General features: G+C 60.5%; 17 protein-coding genes. 5 read left to right on the top strand and 12 right to left on the bottom strand.

Annotated elements, in window-relative coordinates:
• Nucleotides 1-85: 85 nt before the first annotated feature.
• Together I6L35_RS19710 and glnS are read left to right on the top strand one after the other, a co-directional pair.
• Nucleotides 86-2,749, top strand: coding sequence for a beta-N-acetylhexosaminidase (locus tag I6L35_RS19710; protein ID WP_216979106.1), 2,664 nt, complete (start codon nucleotides 86-88; stop codon nucleotides 2,747-2,749).
• A 355-nt stretch (nucleotides 2,750-3,104) separates the two neighbouring features.
• Complete coding sequence (gene glnS, locus I6L35_RS19705) at nucleotides 3,105-4,766, top strand: glutamine--tRNA ligase (protein WP_005334302.1); 1,662 nt, start codon at nucleotides 3,105-3,107, stop codon at nucleotides 4,764-4,766.
• Between the two features lie 116 nt (nucleotides 4,767-4,882).
• On the opposite strand, the gene fur is transcribed toward glnS, so the two are convergent.
• Nucleotides 4,883-5,311 (bottom strand): ferric iron uptake transcriptional regulator, encoded by a 429-nt coding sequence (gene fur / locus I6L35_RS19700; protein ID WP_005334301.1) that lies wholly within the window; start codon nucleotides 5,309-5,311, stop codon nucleotides 4,883-4,885.
• A gap of 241 nt (nucleotides 5,312-5,552) precedes the next feature.
• On the opposite strand from fur, the gene I6L35_RS19695 reads away from it, so the two are divergent.
• Nucleotides 5,553-6,026, top strand: coding sequence for a DUF4442 domain-containing protein (locus tag I6L35_RS19695; RefSeq protein ID WP_005334300.1), 474 nt, complete (start codon nucleotides 5,553-5,555; stop codon nucleotides 6,024-6,026).
• 90 nt (nucleotides 6,027-6,116) lie between these two features.
• On the opposite strand, the gene fldA is transcribed toward I6L35_RS19695, so the two are convergent.
• From fldA to I6L35_RS19675, 4 genes are read right to left on the bottom strand one after another with little or no spacing between them, the layout of a single operon-like run.
• Nucleotides 6,117-6,641 (bottom strand): flavodoxin FldA, encoded by a 525-nt coding sequence (gene fldA / locus I6L35_RS19690; RefSeq protein ID WP_005334298.1) that lies wholly within the window; start codon nucleotides 6,639-6,641, stop codon nucleotides 6,117-6,119.
• Nucleotides 6,642-6,680: 39 nt separating this feature from the next.
• Entirely contained in the window at nucleotides 6,681-6,977 is a 297-nt protein-coding gene (gene ybfE, locus I6L35_RS19685) for a LexA regulated protein (RefSeq protein ID WP_005334297.1), read from the bottom strand.
• A gap of 20 nt (nucleotides 6,978-6,997) precedes the next feature.
• On the bottom strand, nucleotides 6,998-7,219 hold the full coding sequence (locus I6L35_RS19680) for a DUF2788 domain-containing protein (protein WP_005334296.1): 222 nt from the start codon (nucleotides 7,217-7,219) through the stop codon (nucleotides 6,998-7,000).
• 55 nt (nucleotides 7,220-7,274) lie between these two features.
• The gene (locus I6L35_RS19675; RefSeq protein WP_254204503.1) at nucleotides 7,275-8,057 is read right to left on the bottom strand and encodes an alpha/beta fold hydrolase; all 783 of its coding nucleotides are present in this window, start codon (nucleotides 8,055-8,057) and stop codon (nucleotides 7,275-7,277) included.
• A gap of 274 nt (nucleotides 8,058-8,331) precedes the next feature.
• Between I6L35_RS19675 and seqA the strand changes: the two genes are divergently transcribed.
• Both seqA and pgm read left to right on the top strand, forming a co-directional pair.
• Nucleotides 8,332-8,841, top strand: coding sequence for a replication initiation negative regulator SeqA (gene seqA, locus I6L35_RS19670; RefSeq protein ID WP_216979105.1), 510 nt, complete (start codon nucleotides 8,332-8,334; stop codon nucleotides 8,839-8,841).
• 58 nt (nucleotides 8,842-8,899) lie between these two features.
• Nucleotides 8,900-10,549 carry a phosphoglucomutase (alpha-D-glucose-1,6-bisphosphate-dependent) gene (pgm, locus tag I6L35_RS19665; protein ID WP_216979104.1) on the top strand — a complete coding sequence of 550 codons (1,650 nt, stop codon included), beginning with the start codon at nucleotides 8,900-8,902 and terminating at the stop codon, nucleotides 10,547-10,549.
• 88 nt (nucleotides 10,550-10,637) lie between these two features.
• Here pgm and mltB read toward each other — a convergent pair whose 3' ends face one another.
• From mltB to I6L35_RS19630, 7 genes are all read right to left on the bottom strand, one after another.
• Nucleotides 10,638-11,720, bottom strand: a complete 1,083-nt coding sequence (gene mltB / locus I6L35_RS19660) for a lytic murein transglycosylase B (RefSeq protein ID WP_216979103.1) — start codon at nucleotides 11,718-11,720, stop codon at nucleotides 10,638-10,640.
• Nucleotides 11,721-11,852: 132 nt separating this feature from the next.
• Nucleotides 11,853-12,467, bottom strand: a complete 615-nt coding sequence (locus tag I6L35_RS19655) for a CDP-alcohol phosphatidyltransferase family protein (protein ID WP_216979102.1) — start codon at nucleotides 12,465-12,467, stop codon at nucleotides 11,853-11,855.
• 16 nt (nucleotides 12,468-12,483) lie between these two features.
• Entirely contained in the window at nucleotides 12,484-13,134 is a 651-nt protein-coding gene (locus I6L35_RS19650) for an ATP-binding cassette domain-containing protein (protein WP_216980331.1), read from the bottom strand.
• Between the two features lie 29 nt (nucleotides 13,135-13,163).
• The gene (locus I6L35_RS19645) at nucleotides 13,164-14,792 is read right to left on the bottom strand and encodes an ABC transporter permease (protein ID WP_216979101.1); all 1,629 of its coding nucleotides are present in this window, start codon (nucleotides 14,790-14,792) and stop codon (nucleotides 13,164-13,166) included.
• Between the two features lie 77 nt (nucleotides 14,793-14,869).
• Nucleotides 14,870-16,093 carry an ABC transporter substrate-binding protein gene (locus I6L35_RS19640; protein WP_254204501.1) on the bottom strand — a complete coding sequence of 408 codons (1,224 nt, stop codon included), beginning with the start codon at nucleotides 16,091-16,093 and terminating at the stop codon, nucleotides 14,870-14,872.
• Nucleotides 16,094-16,110: 17 nt separating this feature from the next.
• Nucleotides 16,111-18,264: an FAD-dependent oxidoreductase gene (locus I6L35_RS19635; RefSeq protein WP_216979100.1), complete on the bottom strand. Its 2,154-nt coding sequence runs from the start codon at nucleotides 18,262-18,264 to the stop codon at nucleotides 16,111-16,113.
• On the bottom strand, nucleotides 18,264-18,845 hold the full coding sequence (locus I6L35_RS19630) for a carboxymuconolactone decarboxylase family protein (protein ID WP_068976908.1): 582 nt from the start codon (nucleotides 18,843-18,845) through the stop codon (nucleotides 18,264-18,266). Before I6L35_RS19630 ends, I6L35_RS19635 begins: the two co-directional genes overlap by 1 nt.
• Nucleotides 18,846-18,866: the final 21 nt, after the last annotated feature.

Genomic DNA, 18,866 nt, shown 5'->3' with positions numbered 1-18,866 from the left:
TTGACATAACTAAGGGCCCCGCTCAGGGGCCCCATATAAAAAAGCCAAGAAAATCCAACCTTTACTTCAAATGAGAGCAGCAGTTATGAACTTGAAACATTCTCTGTTAGCCATTGCCATGTCTACCGTTTTTGTCAGCCAGGTCCAGGCAGCCGATGCCGCCAAGCAGGCCGTGGTCGACTCCCTTGCCAACAACCTGGTGGTCAAGTATGAAGTGGTCACCAACGACGGTGCCGGTGCCGGCCTCGATTGCCAGGCGCTGGGTTCCGAGTGGGCGAGCTGTGGCGTTGCCAAGCTGCACCTGACCAATACCGGTGCTGACGTCACCTCCAAAGACTGGAGCATCTACGTCTCCTCCATCCGTCGTATCCAGCGTGTGGATAACGACCAGTTCACCATCACTCACCTGACCGGCGATCTCTATCGTTTGACGCCAACCGAGAAGTTCCAGGGCTTTGCCAAGGATGCCACGGTCGAAGTGCCATTGGTGGTGGAATACTGGGTACTGTTCGAATCTGACATCATGCCGAACTGGTATGTCGCCAGCGAAGGTGCCGAGCCGAAAGTACTGGCCAGCATGAGCAACATCAATGATGCCAGCACCTACGAGAAGCCGATGCCGGCCGATGGCTGGAAGCGTACCAAGGATGACAAGAACATCCTGATGAACAGCGAGACCCGTTTCGCAGCCAACCAGACCAGTACCCTGCTGCCGGCTGGCAAGATTGACAACCAGATCCTGCCGACCCCGATGAAGCAGGTAGTCAAAGCTGGCCCGCAGGTTGACTTCTCTACCATCAAACTCAATGCCCTGGACTTGCCGAGCGATCGCGCCGAGGCCCTGAAGGCTCAACTGACCAAGCTGGGTGTTACCCTCTCCGACACCGGCTACCCGGTGACCATCAAGCTCGGCAGCAAGCTCAAGCAGGCTGAAGGTTATGACATGACCATCGGTCAGAAGGGCACAGTGATCCAGGGTCGCGACATCGACGGGGCATTCTGGGGTGCACAATCCCTGATCTCCCTGCTGGGTGTTGATGACAAGCTGGTGAGCCCGATGACCGTCGAGGATGCGCCGCGCTTTGAATACCGTGGCATGCAGACCGACGTGGCCCGTCACTTCCGCAGTCTGGATACCATGAAGAAGCTGGTTGACCAGATGTCTGCCATGAAGCTCAACGTGCTGCACCTTGGCCTGACCAACGATGAAGGCTGGCGTCTGGAGATCCCGGGTCTGCCGGAGCTGACCCAGGTCGGTAGCCAGCGTTGCCACGACGAGTCCGAAACCAAGTGCCTGATGCCGCAACTGGGTTCCGGCCCGACCAGCGACAACCAGGGTTCCGGTTTCTACAGCAAGTCTGACTACGTGGATCTGGTGCGTTATGCCAAGGCCCGCGGTGTGACCGTGATCCCCGAGATCAACATGCCGGCCCACGCCCGTGCTGCCGTGGTCTCCATGGAAGCGCGCTACAAGCGTCTGATGGCAGAAGGCAAAGAGGCGGAAGCCAACCAGTTCCGTCTGACTGATCCGGCTGACACCTCCAACGTCACTTCGGTCCAGTTCTACGACAAGATGTCCTTCATCAACCCTTGCCAGCCGGGTGCTGCCACCTTCGTGGCCAAGGTAATGGATGAAGTTGCCCAGATGCACCAGGCCGCCGGTCAGCCACTGACCGCATGGCACTACGGTGGTGATGAGGCGAAGAACATCATGCAGGGCGGTGGCTATCAGGATCCGGCCGTCACCAAGAAAGAAGAGCTGGTCGCCTGGAAAGGCAACGTCGACTCCAGCAAGCAGGACAAGCCGTTTGGCAAGTCCCCGATGTGCCAGAAGATGATCGACGATGGCAAGATCAAGGACGTTGCTGAACTGCCGGTTTACTTCGCCAAGGAAGTGGGCGAGATGGTCAAGGGCCACGGCTTCTCCACCCTGCAGGCGTGGGAAGATGGTCTGAAGTACGCCAACAGCGCCAAGGACTTCGCCACCGACAACACCCGTGTCAACTTCTGGGAAACCCTCTACTGGGGTGGCTTCAACGAAGCGATGAAGTGGGCGCACAAGGGTTACGAAGTGGTCCTGTCCAACCCGGATTACCTCTACTTCGACTTCCCGAACGAGGTACACCCGGCTGAGCGTGGCTACTACTGGGCAACCCGTTTCAACGACACCCGCAAGGTGTTCGCCTTTGCCCCGGAAAACCTGCCGCAGAACGCCGAGACCTCGGTTGACCGCGACGGCAACGCCTTCGTGGCCAAGGGTGACCAGGATCCGGTCAAGTTCAAGGGGATCTCCGGTCAGCAGTGGAGTGAAACCGTGCGTACCGATGCTCAGTACGAGTACATGGTCTACCCGCGTATCTTCTCCGTGGCCGAGCGTGCCTGGCACAAAGGTGGCTTCGAGCTGAACTATGTGAAGGGTCGCGAGTTCTCCGGCGAGACCAAGTTCGTCAACAAGGCCACCCTCAACAAAGAGTGGAACCAGTTTGCCAACGTACTGGGTCAGCGCGTGCTGCCGAAACTGGATCAGGCCGGTGTTGAATACCGCCTCTCCGTACCGGGTGCCAAGGTAGTGAACGGTGTGCTGGAAGCGAACGTGGATCTGCCGGGTCTGCCCATCCAGTACAGCCTGGACGGTACCAACTGGAGTGCCTATGACGCCGCGGCCAAGCCGAGCGTGAATGGCAAGGTCTACCTGCGTACCACCAGCTTCGATGGCAAGCGCACCAGCCGCGTCACCGAACTGAACTGATAGCAGTCAACCGTTAACATGAGGTGGGTCGCAAGACCCGCCTTTCCCAAGGGCGATGGCGCATCGGGTTTGGGAAAGGTTGACTGTGCGTGTGAGCCTTTGTTGTGTGTAATTGTCTGTTTTGTGTTTTTCATCACTTTCAGCCCCGCCCAGTGCGGGGCTTTTTTATGCATTTTGTGTGCAATGTGCCAAGCCACGCCGTTTTTAGCGGTGCAATGGCCGGGAAATGGCCCGGAAGTGCCAAATTCAGGTTGAGACAGCGCCCGTAATAAGGGATCATACCCGGCTTGACGGCGGGGGGATGAGGGTGCCAGCCGGCACAACTTCCGCCAGTGACGCTTTTTTGAGGTGAGCCATGAGTCAGGCGAACAGCCCAACTAACTTTATTCGTCAGATCATTGATGAAGATCTGGCCAGCGGTAAGCACAGCAGCGTGCATACCCGTTTTCCGCCCGAGCCGAACGGTTATCTCCATATCGGCCACGCCAAGTCCATCTGCCTGAACTTCGGCATCGCCCGCGACTATCAGGGCCAGTGCAACCTGCGTTTCGATGACACCAACCCGGTGAAGGAAGATATCGAGTACGTAGAGTCCATCAAGCAGGACGTACAGTGGCTCGGCTTCCAGTGGAATGGCGAGATCTGCTACTCCTCCGACTATTTCGACAAGCTGCACGGCTACGCCATCGAGCTGATTGAAAAGGGTCTGGCCTATGTGGACGAGCTGACGCCCGAGCAGATGCGCGAGTACCGTGGCACCCTGACTGAAGCCGGCAAGAACAGCCCGTTCCGCGATCGCAGCGTGGAAGAGAACCTGGCGCTGTTTGCCAAGATGAAGAACGGCGAGTTCGCCGAAGGCACCGCCTGCCTGCGCGCCAAGATCGACATGGCATCCCCCTTCATGGTGATGCGTGATCCGGTTATCTACCGCATCAAGTTTGCCCACCACCACCAGACCGGTGACAAGTGGTGCATCTACCCGATGTATGACTTCACCCACTGCATCTCGGACGCGCTGGAAGGGATCACCCACTCCATCTGTACCCTGGAGTTCCAGGACAACCGTCGTCTGTATGACTGGGTGCTGGACAACATCACCATCGATTGCCACCCCCGTCAGTACGAGTTCTCTCGTCTGAACCTCGAATACACCGTCATGTCCAAGCGCAAGCTGAACCTGCTGGTGACCGAGAAGCACGTCGATGGTTGGGATGACCCGCGCATGCTGACCGTCTCCGGTCTGCGTCGTCGTGGTTACACCCCGGCCTCCATCCGCGAGTTCTGCAAGCGCATCGGTGTGACCAAGCAGGACAACATCGTCGAGATGAGCATGTTGGAAGCCTGCATCCGCGAAGACCTCAACGAGCATGCACCGCGCGCCATGGCCGTGCTGCATCCGGTGAAAGTGGTCATCGAGAACCTGGCTGCCGACGAAGTGCTGACTGCCCCGGCCCACCCGAGCAATGCCGAGATGGGTACCCGCGAGTTGAACTTCACCCGCGAGATCTTCATCGATGAAGCGGACTTCAAAGAAGAGGCGAACAAGCAGTTCAAGCGTCTGGTGCTGGGCAAGGAAGTGCGTCTGCGCAATGCCTATGTGATCAAGGCCGAGCGCATCGAGAAAGATGCCGATGGCAAGGTCACCTGCATCTACTGCTCCTACGACCCCGAGACCCTGGGCAAGGATCCGGCCGATGGCCGCAAGGTGAAAGGGGTGATCCACTGGGTCAGCGCCACTCACTCCCTGCCAGCCGAAGTGCGTCTCTACGATCGTCTGTTCAAGGTGCCGAACCCGGGCGCCGAGGATGACTTCGAAGCAGCGCTGAACCCGGAATCTCTGGTGATCATCGAGGGGGCCCGTGTTGAGGCATCCCTGAAGAACGCCAAGCCGGAGCAGGCTTACCAGTTCGAGCGTGAAGGTTACTTCTGCGCCGACAACAAGCTCTCCAGCCCGGAGCATCTGGTGTTTAACCGCACCGTTGCCCTGCGCGACTCCTGGGGCAAGGTAGAAGGCTAAGCCGATGGGGCAGGGGAGACCCTGCCCTGTGTGCTGCCAGCGGCCTGCGCCGGACAATAAAAAAGCCAGCTAATGCTGGCTTTTTTATTGTCCGTTATCTGCAAGTCACGTGCGACTTATTCGTCGTGCTTGCACTCACCGGTAGCACAATGACCGTAGAGGTAGAGGCTGTGGTTGGTGAGACGGATATTGAATTTCTTGGCGATCTCGCGCTGACGCTGTTCGATCACTTCGTCGGAGAACTCGATCACCTTGCCGCAGTCGAGGCAAACCAGGTGGTCGTGATGCTCCTGAGTGGCCAGTTCGAATACCGACTTGCCACCTTCGAAGTGGTGACGGGTAACGATACCGGCATCATCAAACTGGTTGAGAACGCGATAGACGGTAGCGAGACCAATCTCTTCACCCAGGTCGATCAGTCGTTTATAGAGATCTTCGGCGCTGGTGTGCTGGCAGTCCGGCTGTTGCAGGATTTCCAGGATTTTGACCCGGGGCAAGGTGATCTTGAGCCCGGCCTTTTTTAACGCTTGGTTGTTGTCTGCCATATTCTACTTATTCGCATTCTCGAAGGTGGGGTTATTCTGATGGACTGCCGCAGGAATGGCAACCTTGAACTCGCTTGGCCTGTCATTATAGGTCGTAGCCTCCCTAAAAATAAACCCAGCAATTCAAGGGGTTTAGCCATAAATGGCCGGCTGGATTGAAATAATCAATCGTGTCGTCCGACTTGCTGGCATGGCAGATGTTGATAAGATGTAACTTTCATATTCTGGTCGGATGAGATCCATGGATTGGCTTTTTGACAATGCGGCCTGGGTGCGCCGCGCACTCAACGCCTGGCCCCCTTTCTGGGGCGCCGGTATCAAGATAGAGACCCTGAGCGATGACTTTCGCTACTGCCGGGTGACCCTCAAATCCCGCTGGTGGAACAAGAACGCCAACCGCACCCAGTTTGGCGGCAGCATGTTTGCCATGACGGACCCCATCTATCCGCTGATGCTGATGGGCTACTTCAAGAATCGCTACTACGTCTGGGACAAGGCGGGCAGCATCAACTACATCAAGCCGGGCAAGGGCAAGCTGGTGGCCGAGTTCAACCTGACCGAGGGCAAGCTGGCCGAAATCGTGGCGGCGACCGAAGGTGGCAACAAGCACTTCCCCGAATTCGAGGTGACGGTACAGGACAAGAGCGGCGAGCTGGTGGCGCAGGTCAAGCGCACCCTCTATGTGCGGGCCAAACCGGAGCACAGAGGTGAATAACAGGGAAGAATAAAGGCAGGCATCGCAACAAGCAGATACAACAAGGGCCCCGTCGGGGCCCTTGTTGTCAGAGGTATGAGGGGAGGCGGATTACTCCAGCTCGCCCAGGCACATCTCTTCGTGCAGCTGCTTGCACCAGCCCTTGACGCGCTCGGCGGTCAGCTCCGGCTGGCGATCTTCATCGATACCCAGACCGACAAAGTGCTTGTCATCGACCAGTGCCTTGGAGGCTTCGAACTCGTAGCCAGCAGTCGGCCAGTGACCGATGATGATGGCGCCTTTGGCTTCGACGATGTCGCGCAGGGTGCCCATGGCGTCGAGGAAGTACTCGGAATAGTCTTCCTGATCACCGCAACCGAAGATGGCGACCAGCTTGTTGGTGAAGTCGATTTCGCCCAGATCGGGGAAGAAGTCGTCCCAGTCGGCCTGGGCTTCGCCGTAGTACCAAGTCGGGATGCCGAACATCAGCAGATCAAAGCTCTCGATGTCGGCCTTGCTGCTCTTGGCGATGTCACGGACTTCAATCAGGTTTTTGCCCAGCTCTTTCTGGATCATCTTGGCGACAGCTTCGGTGTTACCGGTATCGCTGCCAAAAAACAGACCTACACTTGCCATAGTGTTTAGTTACCCGTATTTGGTGTTAATGCTCAACGCTCAGACTGCAATGTCCACCGCAAAGGCGGACTCAATCTGTTGTTTCAGGATAGATTGGATCAGCTCGGCTCGGCTGATGTTCTGTTGTAACGCAAGTTGGTTCAGGCGCTCCAGCAACTCGGCCTCCACCTTTAACTCTACCCGCTTCAGCCCATTTTCCCGATCGCGCTTAAGCTGGTTACGCTTGTTGATCTTGAGCTGGGTCTCGCGGGGGAGTGGATTGGTCTTTGGCCTGCCGGGGCGCTTCTCATTTGCGAACAGATCCAGTGTTGTTCGATCAGTTTGCTGTTTGGCCATACATCACAGATGAAAATAAGTTAGCCGAGTCCTGAGCCTTCCCAGCCCAGTTCGATCAGCCCCTTGGCGACAAAACCCGCACAACCCAGAAACAGTACCAACCAGACGATAAAACGACCGAAACGGGGCACGTTGCCGCGCTTGAGCACGTCCTGAATGGCCAGGCCAATCAATATGAAAATGGCCACAAAGAATAACTTGAGGCCCAAACTTTCGATCAGGTCGATATGTTCACTTAGCATGGATTGCGCGCACTCCTTATGACGGGCGCACTATATCACAAAGGATTTGAAACTGTTAACCGCCTGTCGACAGGAAATCCACAACCAATTTGTTGAACAGAGTCGGTTTTTCCGCATGCAGCCAGTGGCCGGTACCCGCGATGACACGCACCTTTGCCGCCGGGAATTGAGCCAGTGCCGTCTCGCTGTATTGGGGCTGCATATAGTCAGAATCCCCCCCCTTGATAAAGAGCACCGGCCCCTCGAAGCGGCGCTCATCCTCGGGCCAGCCCATGATGTTGGCGTAGTTTTGCTCAAGGGTGGGCACATTGAAGCGCCAACCCCAGCCATGCTCGCCTCTGGCGAAGGATTTGAGCAGGAACTGGCGTACCCCGGCGATCTCGATATGCTGCGCCAGCATGGCTTCCGCTTCACTGCGGCTTTGCGGCGGCGTGCTCAGCGTGGCGTTGAGTCCGGCGAACACATTCTGGTGGCGGGAGTGGGGATAGGCGACCGGCGCCATGTCAGCTACCACCAGTTTGCTCACCCGCGTGGGCGCCAGTTTGGCGACCTGCATCGCCACCTTGCCACCCATCGAGTGGCCAATCAGGGTCGCTTCGGCAATATTCAGCCGATCCATAAGGGTCAGGATATCGGCTGCCTGGGCCGGATAGCTCATCTCGCTGCTATGAAAGGAGGCACCGTGGTTGCGCAGATCGACGCTGATGACCCGATAGTGCTCGCCGAGGGCGCGGGCCAGCAGGCCGAGGTTGTCGAGGCTGCCAAACAGGCCGTGGATCAGAATGACTGCCGCGCCCTGACCCTGCTCCTTGAAGTTCAATATGCTGTTTTGTTGCAAAATGACACCTTGTCGGTCGTGAGTGCGTATCGCTGTTTTATTTAACGCACTGGAAAGAAAAGGATTTCGTCCAGCGGATGGGAAATAAATGTGGTTTTTTTTCTAAAAAATCCCATCCGGATCGGCTATCAGTGCGGCTGATCACACACTTGGCCCGCTATTATGCCGTATTCTCGATGAGATTCATGTACATCTGCCAGCCCCTTGCTTGGGCTGTCGGGTTTGCCTATGTATAATCGCCGCATCCGAATTTCGACGAGTCCAGCGCATCCCTATGAAAACCATCGAGCTTGATGACGATCTCTACTTCTATATCGCCAGCCAGACCCGGCACATCGGTGAGAGTGCCTCCGATATCCTGCGCCGTCTGCTGGAACAGCCTGCTCACCAAGGTGTGCCGGTTGCCGAGCCCGTTGCCGTCGCGCAGCCCAGTGCGGTAGCCACCCAACAAGGGCTGCAAGCCCTGCTCGATTCCGGTGAGCTGCAAAAGGAAGAGAAGTCCATCAACCGCTTTATGCTGGTGCTGAGTACCCTCTACCGGGACGATCCGGTCGGGTTTACCCAGGCCACCGAAATCAAGGGGCGCAAGCGCGTCTATTTCTCACGGGATCCCGAGGCTCTGCGCGCCAGTGGCAGCACCACCAAGCCCAAGCCGGTACCGGAGACCCCGTTCTGGGTGATCACCAACACCAACACCAGTCGCAAGCAGAATATGGTGGCCCAGCTGATGAGCAGCATGGGTTACGGTGACGAGGTGATCGCGCAGGTGTGCGGCGCAATCTAACGGTTTTTCAAGACTCAGGCCTTGCCCGGCAAGGCCGCCATTACGCAAGGAAAACGCCATGGCTCAGCATCCCCACGCCGGTCAGCCGGCCCGTTTAAGCGACCTGACCAACATTCCCCGTCTGGTCAGCGCCTACTACCTTAACAAGCCGGACATGAGCCGCCCCGAGCAGCGAGTTGCCTTCGGTACCTCCGGCCACCGTGGCAGCGCCCTGTACAGCGCCTTTACCGAATCCCATATTCTGGCGGTGACTCAGGCCCTGGTGGAGTATCGCCAGCAGGCCGGCATCACTGGCCCGCTGTTTGTCGGCATGGATACCCACGCCCTGTCCGAATCCGCCTTTGCCAGCGCAGTCGAAGTGCTGGCCGCCAACGGCGTTGAAACCCGTATTCAGGCTGGCCTCGGCTTTACCCCGACCCCGGTCATCTCGCACGCCATCCTGCGCCACAATGCAGGCAAACCGGCTGCCCGTGCTGACGGCGTGGTGATCACCCCGTCCCACAACCCGCCGGAAGATGGTGGCTTCAAGTACAACCCGCCCCATGGTGGCCCCGCCGAAGGGGAGATCACCAAGTGGGTGGAAGACCGTGCCAACGCCATTCTGGAAGCGGGTCTGGCCGGCGTGAAACGGATGCCGTTCGCCGAGGCGCTCAAGAGCCCGTTCGTGGTCGAGCACGACTATGTCACCCCCTATGTGGATGATCTGAAGAACGTGCTGGACATGGACGCCATCAAGAATGCAGGCATCAAGATCGGTGTCGATCCGCTGGGCGGTTCCGGCGTCGCCTACTGGGACGTCATCGCCAAGACCTATGGCCTGAACATCGAGGTGGTGAACTACAAGGTCGACCCGACCTTCTCCTTCATGACCCTGGATAAAGATGGCAAGATCCGGATGGACTGCTCCAGCCCGTTCGCCATGGCCAGCCTGATCGCTCTCAAGGACAAGTTCGACATCGCCCTTGGCAACGACCCTGACTACGACCGTCACGGCATCGTTACCAAGTCCGGCCTGATGAACCCGAACCACTATCTGGCGGTGGCAATCCAGTATCTGTTTACCCATCGCACCGGCTGGTCTGCCGATGCGGCCGTCGGCAAGACGCTGGTCTCTTCCTCCATGATCGACCGGGTTGCCGGCGAGATTGGCCGTACCCTGAAAGAGGTGCCGGTCGGCTTCAAGTGGTTCGTGGATGGCCTCTACAGCGGGGAGTTCGGCTTTGGTGGCGAGGAGAGCGCGGGCGCCTCCTTCCTGCGCAAAGATGGCACCGTCTGGACCACCGATAAGGATGGCTTCATTCTGGCGCTGCTGGCGGCGGAAATTCTGGCGGTCACCGGCAAGGATCCGCAAGCCCACTACGATGCACTGGAAACCAAGTTCGGCCGCTCCAGCTATCGCCGTATTGACGCCCCGGCCAACAGCGCCCAGAAAGCGGTGCTCTCCAAGCTGGATCCTGCTCTGGTAGAAGCCTCCACCCTGGCCGGTGAGCCCATCATCGCCAAGCTGACCAAGGCGCCGGGCAACGATGCTGCCATCGGCGGTCTCAAGGTGGTGACCGAGAACGGCTGGTTCGCGGCGCGCCCCTCCGGCACCGAGTCCATCTACAAGATCTATATGGAGAGCTTCAAGGGCGACGCGCACCTCGACCTCATCCAGCAAGAGGCCCAGCAGATCGTCTCCGCGGCACTGGCCAAGGCCGGGGTCTGATTTCGGGTCAATCTACCGTGAATAAATAAAGTAATTGGTATAAAAAGGAGCCGTTAAGGCTCCTTTTTTATCTGCTGCTCGCGGTCTGTCAGCGCGCCGCCTTCACCGCCAGCCCCAGCTGCCACACCGCCATGGCGTAGTGGGTGCTGTGGTTGTAACGGGTGATTGTGTAGTAGTTGGGCAGGCCGTACCAGTATTGGTAGCCGGTGCCGACATCGAGGCGTAGCAGGCTCGCTTCGCTGTGGTTGCCCAGGCTGCTGGTTGGCGTCAGCCCTGCGCGGCGCAGGGTGGCGATGGGGTAGCGGGTCTGGAAGCCATGCTCATAGCCGGGCAGTTGGCCCTGACCGCGCACCGCGACCGGTTGACCTTTCTCCCAGCCGTGGGCCTTGAAGTAGTTGGCGACGCTGCCGATAGCATCAACCGGATCCCACAGGTTGGTGTGGCCGTTGCCGTCAAAGTCCACCGCATAGCGCTGGAAGCTGGAGGGCATAAACTGGCCGTAGCCCATGGCGCCCGCATAGGAGCCCTTGGGTTCGGTGGGATCCATCCCCTCGTCGCGGGTCATCACCAGGAAGGCTTCCAATTCGCTCGTGAAGAACTCGGCACGGCGCGGGTAATCAAACGCCAGGGTGGCCAGCGCATCCAGAATGCGGGTCTTGCCCATCACCCGGCCCCAGCGGGTCTCGACCCCGATAATACCGACGATGATCTCCGGCGGCACCCCGTAGATCTGCTCCGCCCGGTTCAGCTCGCTTGCGTATTCGCGCCAGAAGTTGACGCCGTTCTGTACGTTGTCCGGGGTGATGAACTTGGCGCGGTAGCGGTTCCAGGCGCCGGTCGGGCCAGTCGGTTTGCTGGTGGTCGGCGCCTGGGCATCCATCAGACGGATGATCCAGTCGTAGCGCTCTGCCTGCGCCAGCACCTGATGCAGCTGGGCGCTGTCAAAACCGTGCTTCTCGACCATCTTCTGGACAAATCTGTCCACATTGGTGCGATTGGCGAAGTCCCCTTTGCTCACCCCCTGGCTGTAAACGGGGCCTCGCGACGGCGTCTGGTTGATGAAGGCGCTCTTGGGTTGGGGGACGACCACGGGCTTGGCAGCCGGCGTGCTGCTGCAGCCACCGAGCAGAGGAAACAACGACAGAGTGAGAAGAGAGGCAAGGCGACGCATAGGGTTCTCAAAGAGACTGACAAAAGTGTCGCAATGGTAAAACATTGTCATCCCCGTGCAAGTGTTCCGTGCGCCTTGTTTGCCGCCAATTCATCGTGCGATGGATTAGCCCTTCTGTGAGGGCTGTGCTGTTTAGGGCTGGGGGGGACGTAGAGTGTGGTAGCCGCTCCAGAGTCGGGTCAGGGTGGTGATGGCGCAGAGCAGGGCAAAGCCGTAGGCGAGCGGGGCGAAGGCGGCGGGCCACAGGCACATCAGTACGAACAGGGCGATGGTCTCGCTCCCCTCGGTGAGGCCACCCAGATAGTAGAGGGACTTGTGGTGGTAGACCGGATTGTCGATCCCCCGCTTGCCCGCCATGATGGCAAACGCCAGAAAGCTCGAGCCGGTACCCATAAAGGCAAACAGCAGAGTGGCGGCGGGCAGCGCATTGGCAGGGGCGGCGAGGGCAAAGCCCAGCACCACAGCGGCGTAGAAAATAAAGTCGAGCGTGATGTCGAGAAAGCCGCCGCAGTCGGTGATGCCGGTTTCCCGCGCCACGGCGCCGTCGAGCCCGTCCAACAAACGGTTGAGCAGGATCGCTGCAAGCGCCCATTGATAGCAGCCAAAGGCCAGCAGCGGCAACGCCAGCATGCCGATGGCAAAGCCGGTGAGGCTTATCTGGTTGGCGCTGATCCCGGCGCGGCAGAGCGGTTTGGCAAGCTGGGTGAGGGGGCTGCGGATCACGGGGATCAGATGGCGATCAAACAAGGTGAACACTCCTCGGTTAACAGTGGCATTCGGTGAGGTTGAGTATGGTGCCCGGCGCGTCTTCCGCATCGTGGGTCACCAGGATGGCGGGGATGGCCAGCGCCTTGATCTGCGCGAACACCAGCTCGCGAAAGGCGGCCCGCAGCGGCTTGTCGAGGCGGGAGAAGGGCTCGTCCAGCAGCAGGGCGTCGGGTTCCGCCAACAGTGCCCGCAGCAGGCTGACCCGCGCTCGCTGACCCCCTGACAGCAGCTGCGGCAGCTTGTCAGCCTGGTCCGCCAGCGCGACCTGTGCCAATGCGGCCAGTGCCTTTTCCCGCCGTGTGCGTTTTCCCTTGATGGTCGCTGGCATGCCGAACATCAAGTTCTCCGCCACCGTCAGATGGTCAAACAGCAGATCATCCTGAAACAGCATGCCGATGCGCCGCGCTTGCGGCGGTAGGGCGTTGAGTAGCCGCTCGCCGAGTCTTATCTCCCCCTCCAGCCGGATCGGGCCGCTATCTGTCTGCGCGCCGGGCAGTACCCCCGCCAGCGCCGCCAGCAGCGAGCTCTTGCCACAGCCGCTGGGCCCCATCAGGGTCAGCACCTCGCCCGGCGCCACCTGCAGGGCGGGCAGCGAGAGCAGCAGATTTTCATCAAGGTAAAGCCGAAGAGGTGTGGTGCTTAGCATGGTGCCGTTGCCATGGTCAGAATTCATCGTCAGTGTGCCCTTTTGAGCGCCGGATTGATCCGCGCCGGCAGCCAGAGTGCCAGCAGATAGATAATGAGCGGCAGCAGCAGTTGCAGCAGGCCGTAGAGCCCTGCCAGCCGCCGGTTGAGGCCGCTGCCGATGGCCACCGCTTCGGTGGTGATGGTGACCACCCTGCCAGCGCCAAACAGCAGGGTCGGCAGATACTGGGCCAGACTCACCGCGGCCCCCACCGCAAAGGCAAACAGCAGCGGGCGCGCCAGCAGCGGTGCTTTGACCTGCCACCAGGCTCGCCATGGCGTTGCCCCCAGCAGCAGGGCGCTTTGGGTGATCCGCGGATCGAACTGGCGATAGGGGCCATGCAGACACAAATAGACATAGGGAAAGACAAACAGCAGCTGACTCCAGAGCACCCAGCCCCAGCCAATGCCGCTGCTTATCGAGTCATGTGCAAGCCAGTCCAGCCCGAGCCGGATACCAAACAGCAGGCTCGCTTGCGGCAGCAACAACGGCAGGCAGATAAGCCAGAGCGGCCAGGGGCGGCGGCCGGCTTGTGCCTCCAGACTGCACACCGCCATTCCCAGTGCCAGCAAGCCGCTCACCAGCGCCAGCAGTGTGCTGGTTGTCAGCAGCGGCAGCAGGGTTGGCAGCAGATCCAGCCAGTAGTGACTGCTCCACTGGCTGGGCCAGAGGGCGGGAAAGGGCCAGCGGCGCGCCAGTGACCAGAGCAGCAGCGCCGCCAGCACCGCCAGATTGAGGGTGATCAGGGTGAAGGCAAAGCCCGCTGCGAGCCGGTTGGCAAAGAAGTGGGGCGCCGCCCGTTTGCCATCGAGCCAGCAGCCTTTGCCCATCTCTTTATGAAGCCACTCCAGTAATCTGAGCATGGCAATAAGCAGCGCCGTGATGGCTAGCAGCAGCAGGGCGCCGCTGGCGGTGGCGCCGCGCCAGAGCAGATCCGGGTCCTGATACCAGAGCCACAACCGCACCGCCAGCGGGGCGGGGGCATCGGGCCCGAGCAGTTGGGCGAGATCCACCACCGCCACTCCGTAGGCCGCCACCGCATAGATGGGCAGGCGCAGGGCAGGCCAGAGGGCGGGCAGCAGCAGGCGCCACCAGATCTGGGGGGCACTGAAGCCGAGGCTCGCCCCCAGCCACAGCTGGCGTGCCTGCTGGATGGGTTGCTGTGCGGCCATCGCCATCAGCAGCAAAAAGGGGGTCTCCTTGAAAACGAGCAGTGCAATCAGCCCGAGCCCCCAAGGATCCCGAATGGTCTGCCAATCGGGGGGAAGATCAAACCCCGTTAGAGCTGGCGAGAGGAGCCGCAGCAGCCAGCCGGAGGGGGCGAGCAGAAAGGCAAAGCCGATGGCAAAGGCGACGTGGGGCATGGCCAGCATAGGCGAGAGCAGGCGACGGAGCAGCCCGAAAGCCCGGCTGTTGCTGTGGGCCAGCATCAGGGCGGTCAACAGCAGAGTGCCGAGGGTGGAGGCTGCGCCAATCCACAGGCTCAGCGCAGCGGAATGCCAAAGGCCAGGCTGAGCCAGCAGCAAGGCGAGATGAGAGGCGGCCATCCCCTCCGCCAGCAGTTGCCACAGTCCCGCCAGCAATGGGATGACTAAGATCGCCAGATAAATGACCGCCATCCCCGCACTCATAGTGGGGTGGCGTGTCAAGCGGCGCCACGGTCGGGAGCGGGAAAGCGGGTGACCAGAGGCACTCATCAGTGACCGTAACGCTCGGCCCAGGCCGCTTCCAGTTTGAGCTGCCAGCTGGGGTGAGGCTCGGCCACCGCTTTGAAGCGCAGTGCCGGTTGCCCCTTGGCTGAATCAGGCAGGGTATCGGCCCGCAGCACGCTGGGATCACCCCAGAAGGCCGGATTGGCTTTTCGCGCCTGCGCCGCTGGGCTCAGCAGGAAGTTGGCCACTACCTTGGCACCCGCACGGGCGTTGGCGTTAAAGGGGATGGCGAGAAAATGGCTGTTGGTGAGCGCCCCTTTATTCATGGCGACCGCTTCCACGCTGGGGGGCAGGGCGCCAATCTGGGCAGCGCTTTGCGCCTCCTGCGGATTGAAGCTGATAGCCATGGCCAGTTCGCCATCATCGAGCAGCTGGCGGGTTTCGGCGGCGCTGGTGGGGAACAGTTTGCCCTTGCGCCAGAGTGCCGGATGCAGCTCATCGAGCCAGGCCCAGAGCGGGGCGGTGAGCTTGGCAAAGTCGCTCTCGGTCGCCTCCCGATAGAGGGGGGCGGAGTCTGGCGTCAATTCCAGCAGGATCTGCTTGAGAAAACTGGATCCATGGAACTGGGGCGGCTTGGGATAGGTGAAGCGACCGGGGTGGGCCTTGGCCCACGCCAGCAGGGCTGCAGCCGAGGTGGGCGCTCTGGCGACCTCTTCGGTGTCGACCATCAGATTGAGCTGGCCGATGCCCCAGGGGGCTTCCAGCCCTTCCACCGGCAGAGTGAAGTCCTCACTCACCGGCAGGCTGTTGTCTACCAGCGCCATGTTGGGCAGCTCTTGAGTAAAGGGGGCACCGAGCAGCCCCTGCTCCTTGAGCGCCTTGAAGTTCTCGCCGTTGACCCAGAGCAGATCGATGGGGCCGCCAGCTTGCTTGCCTGCCTGCTTGTTGGCCAGCAGCTGGCTGACGCTCTGGGCGATGTCATCCACCTTCACCTGCACCAGTTTGACCTGATAGTCGCGTGCCAGCTCCTGCCCGGCCCACACCAGATAGGCGTTGATCTCCGGGCTGCCGCCCCAGGCGTTGAAGTAGACGGTCTGTCCCTTCGCCTCCTCAAGGGTCTGTTGCCAGTTACCGTCTGGATTGGCCGCAAACAGCGAGCCGCTGGCCAGCAGTGGCAGGGCGCACAGCAGGGCGTTTAGCCGCTGTTTGAGCTGTGAGTTGAGTTGTGAGTTGAGGTGTGAGCAGAGCTGTGAGAATGGCTTGAGCATAAACGTTTCTCTGGTTGTCAGGCGCCACGGCGCCAGCGGTGATAACGGGCCAGCAACGCCAGCACCCGGGTGGGCTGGTGGGCCCGTTTCCATTCACCCGCCACGTATTTATTCCCCTCCATCAGGGTGGGATAGGCGTGAATGGTGCCGAGGATCTTGCCAAGGCCGAGACGGTGACGCATGGCGAGCACGAACTCGGCAATCCGCTCACCGGCGTGAGTGCCCACTATGGTGGCGCCAAGGATATTATCCTTGCCCGGCACGGTCAGCACTTCGATAAAACCGTGGCGCTCCCCATCGGCAATGGCTCTGTCCAGCTCGGCCAGCTCAAAGCGGGTCGCCTCGAAAGGAATCCCCTGCGCTTCGGCTTCCTTGCGATTGAGGCCGACCCGGGCAATCTCCGGCATGGTGTAGGTGGCCGCCGGAATGACCCGATAGTCGGCCCGAAAGCGCTTGAACTGACCAAACAGGGCATTGACCGCCGCATACCAGGCCTGATGGGCGGCGAAGTGGGTGAACTGGTAAGGGCCCGCTACGTCTCCCACTGCCAGTATGCTGGGGAAGTTGGTGGCAAGAAAGCCATCGACCGCTAGGGTGCCGCGGGGGGCAAGCTCGACCCCCAACTCCTCGAGCCCGAAGCCGCTGACGTTGGCGACCCGACCCAGTGCCAGCAGCAGTTGATCCCCTTCAACCACTTGTGTCTCATCGCCCCGGCGCAGTTGCAGCCGGATGGGGAGATCCCCCTCGGCTGCGGGCAGATAGTCGGCTCGTTCGGCGTGCCAGCCGGTGAGTAGCTGCACGCCATCTCGGCTCATTTGCCCAGCCAGGGCGTCGGCTACCTCACTATCTTCGCGGGGCAGCAGTTGCTCCGAGAGTTCCACCAAGGTCACGGGAATGCCGAGCAGGGCGAAGCTCTGGGCCAGCTCGCAGCCGATGGGGCCACCCCCCAGCACCAGCAGGCGGCTCGGCGGGGTGCGCAGCTGCCAGAGGCTATCCGAGGTGAGGTAAGGCACCTGATCCAGCCCCGGCAGCTTGGGCTCCAGCGGCCGGGCGCCGGTGGCGATAACGATATGGCGGCTGGCGAGGCGCTGGCCGTTAACCTCCACCTCCCAGGGAGAGACCAGCCGCGCCTCCCCTTCGATGCACTCCACTCCAAGCCCCTGATAGCGTTCGATGGAGTCGTGGGGCTCGACCTCCTTGATCACCTCAGCCACCCGCTCCATCACGGCGGCAAAATCGGCACGGGAGTGGCTTGGGCTAAAGCCCAGCTCGTCGGCCCTGCGCTGCTCTGCGGCAAAGCGGGCGCTGCGGATCAGCGCCTTGGAGGGGACGCAGCCGCTGTTGAGGCAATCGCCCCCCATCTTGTGTTTCTCGATGAGCGCCACCTTGGCCTTCACCGCTGCCGCGATATAGCTGGTGACCAACCCACCTGCACCTGCACCGATCACCAGCAGGTTGTAGTCGTAGCGAGCGGGTTTGCGGTAGGGGGTGAGCAGGCGCCGCTGCGCAAGGTGTGTGGTCAATTTCTTGACCAGCCAGGGCATCAGCCCCAGCAGGGTCAACGCGACCATCAGGCCGGGGGAGAGGATATTGCCGGTGCTGGTTAACTGGCCAAGCTCGCTGCCCGCCAGTACATAGACGAAGGTGCCGGGCAGCATGCCAAGCTGGCTGACCCAGTAGTAGGTGCTGACTCTGATGGGGGTGAGCCCCATCAGCAGATTGACCAGAAAGAAGGGGAAGATGGGGATGAGGCGCAGGCTAAGCAGATAGAAGGCCCCCTCCTTCGCCATGCCGGACTGAAAGGTGGCCAGCTTGTCGCCAAAGCGGGTGGTGACCCAGTCGCGCAGCAGAAAACGGGCGCTGAGAAAAGCCAGGGTCGCGCCTATGGTGCTGGCAAAAGAGACCAGCAGCAATCCCCATGCGATGCCGAACACCGCGCTGCCACCCAGGGTGAGCAGGCTGGCGCCGGGCAGGGAGAGGGCGGTGCTCAGCACATAGATAAGCACGAACAGCAGGCTGGCCGAGACAAAGTGGCTGTCGACCCATTGCGCCACTGCCGCCTGCTGGGCCTGCAAGGCGTCCAGAGTGAGGTAACGACCGAGATCGAGGGCAAAGAAGGCGCCGATAAGGCCCCCCATCACCAGCACAAGCAGCAGGCGGGTCCGGTTCATCAGGCGTCCTTGCTGTCGGGCTTGGCGGGGCGTTCCGGTTGCACCGGCAGCTGGCAGAAGCCCTGCGGCGCGATATCGAGGGCGGCGTTGAACTTGGCCGACATGTTCTGGAAGGCGATAAGGCCGGTCAGTTCCACCATGGCATCGTCATCGAACCAGGGTTTGAGGCGGGCCGCCTGCTCGTCGCTCACCCCATCGAGGCCAGTCATCGCTTCTGTGTAGTCGAGCACTGCTTTCTCCCGCTCGTCGAACAAGGGGCTTTCGCGCCAGTTGGCCAGCGCCTCCACCTTCTCGCTGGAGCCAGCTCTCTTTACCAGGGTCATGGCGTTGATGTCGACGCAAAAACGACACCAGTTGAGCTGGGAGACCCGCACCGTCACCAGCGAGCGCAGCACGGGGTCGATGGGGGAGCGCTTGCGGTTGATGACCCCGTAGAGGGTGGCGACGGCGGCAAAGAGGCGCGGCGAGCGGCCCCAGCACTTGCCCGGAATAAGCACCTGACCATAGTTGCGCTTTTGCAGCCAGAAAAAGGGGCGGATAAACCAGGCATATTCCCGGTCGGGTTTGACCTCAACGCGCATCAGTTACCTTCTTGTTGTTTC

Source organism: Aeromonas sp. FDAARGOS 1405, assembly GCF_019048265.1.
Classification (GTDB): Bacteria; Pseudomonadota; Gammaproteobacteria; order Enterobacterales; family Aeromonadaceae; genus Aeromonas; species Aeromonas veronii_A.
The sequence above is the reverse complement of the archived record's forward strand: the minus strand, read 5'-3'. Positions and strand labels throughout refer to the sequence as shown.

Bases quoted from the DNA above. Each gene is read 5' to 3' on its own strand.
- I6L35_RS19710 (WP_216979106.1), top strand. From the start codon at position 86: ATGAACTTGAAACATTCTCTGTTAGCCATTGCCATGTCTACCGTTTTT.
- glnS (WP_005334302.1), top strand. From the start codon at position 3,105: ATGAGTCAGGCGAACAGCCCAACTAACTTTATTCGTCAGATCATTGAT.
- fur (WP_005334301.1), bottom strand. From the start codon at position 5,311: ATGGCAGACAACAACCAAGCGTTAAAAAAGGCCGGGCTCAAGATCACC.
- I6L35_RS19695 (WP_005334300.1), top strand. From the start codon at position 5,553: ATGGATTGGCTTTTTGACAATGCGGCCTGGGTGCGCCGCGCACTCAAC.
- fldA (WP_005334298.1), bottom strand. From the start codon at position 6,641: ATGGCAAGTGTAGGTCTGTTTTTTGGCAGCGATACCGGTAACACCGAA.
- ybfE (WP_005334297.1), bottom strand. From the start codon at position 6,977: ATGGCCAAACAGCAAACTGATCGAACAACACTGGATCTGTTCGCAAAT.
- I6L35_RS19680 (WP_005334296.1), bottom strand. From the start codon at position 7,219: ATGCTAAGTGAACATATCGACCTGATCGAAAGTTTGGGCCTCAAGTTA.
- seqA (WP_216979105.1), top strand. From the start codon at position 8,332: ATGAAAACCATCGAGCTTGATGACGATCTCTACTTCTATATCGCCAGC.
- pgm (WP_216979104.1), top strand. From the start codon at position 8,900: ATGGCTCAGCATCCCCACGCCGGTCAGCCGGCCCGTTTAAGCGACCTG.
- mltB (WP_216979103.1), bottom strand. From the start codon at position 11,720: ATGCGTCGCCTTGCCTCTCTTCTCACTCTGTCGTTGTTTCCTCTGCTC.
- I6L35_RS19650 (WP_216980331.1), bottom strand. From the start codon at position 13,134: ATGCTAAGCACCACACCTCTTCGGCTTTACCTTGATGAAAATCTGCTG.
- I6L35_RS19645 (WP_216979101.1), bottom strand. From the start codon at position 14,792: ATGGCGGTCATTTATCTGGCGATCTTAGTCATCCCATTGCTGGCGGGA.
- I6L35_RS19640 (WP_254204501.1), bottom strand. From the start codon at position 16,093: ATGCTCAAGCCATTCTCACAGCTCTGCTCACACCTCAACTCACAACTC.
- I6L35_RS19635 (WP_216979100.1), bottom strand. From the start codon at position 18,264: ATGAACCGGACCCGCCTGCTGCTTGTGCTGGTGATGGGGGGCCTTATC.
- I6L35_RS19630 (WP_068976908.1), bottom strand. From the start codon at position 18,845: ATGCGCGTTGAGGTCAAACCCGACCGGGAATATGCCTGGTTTATCCGC.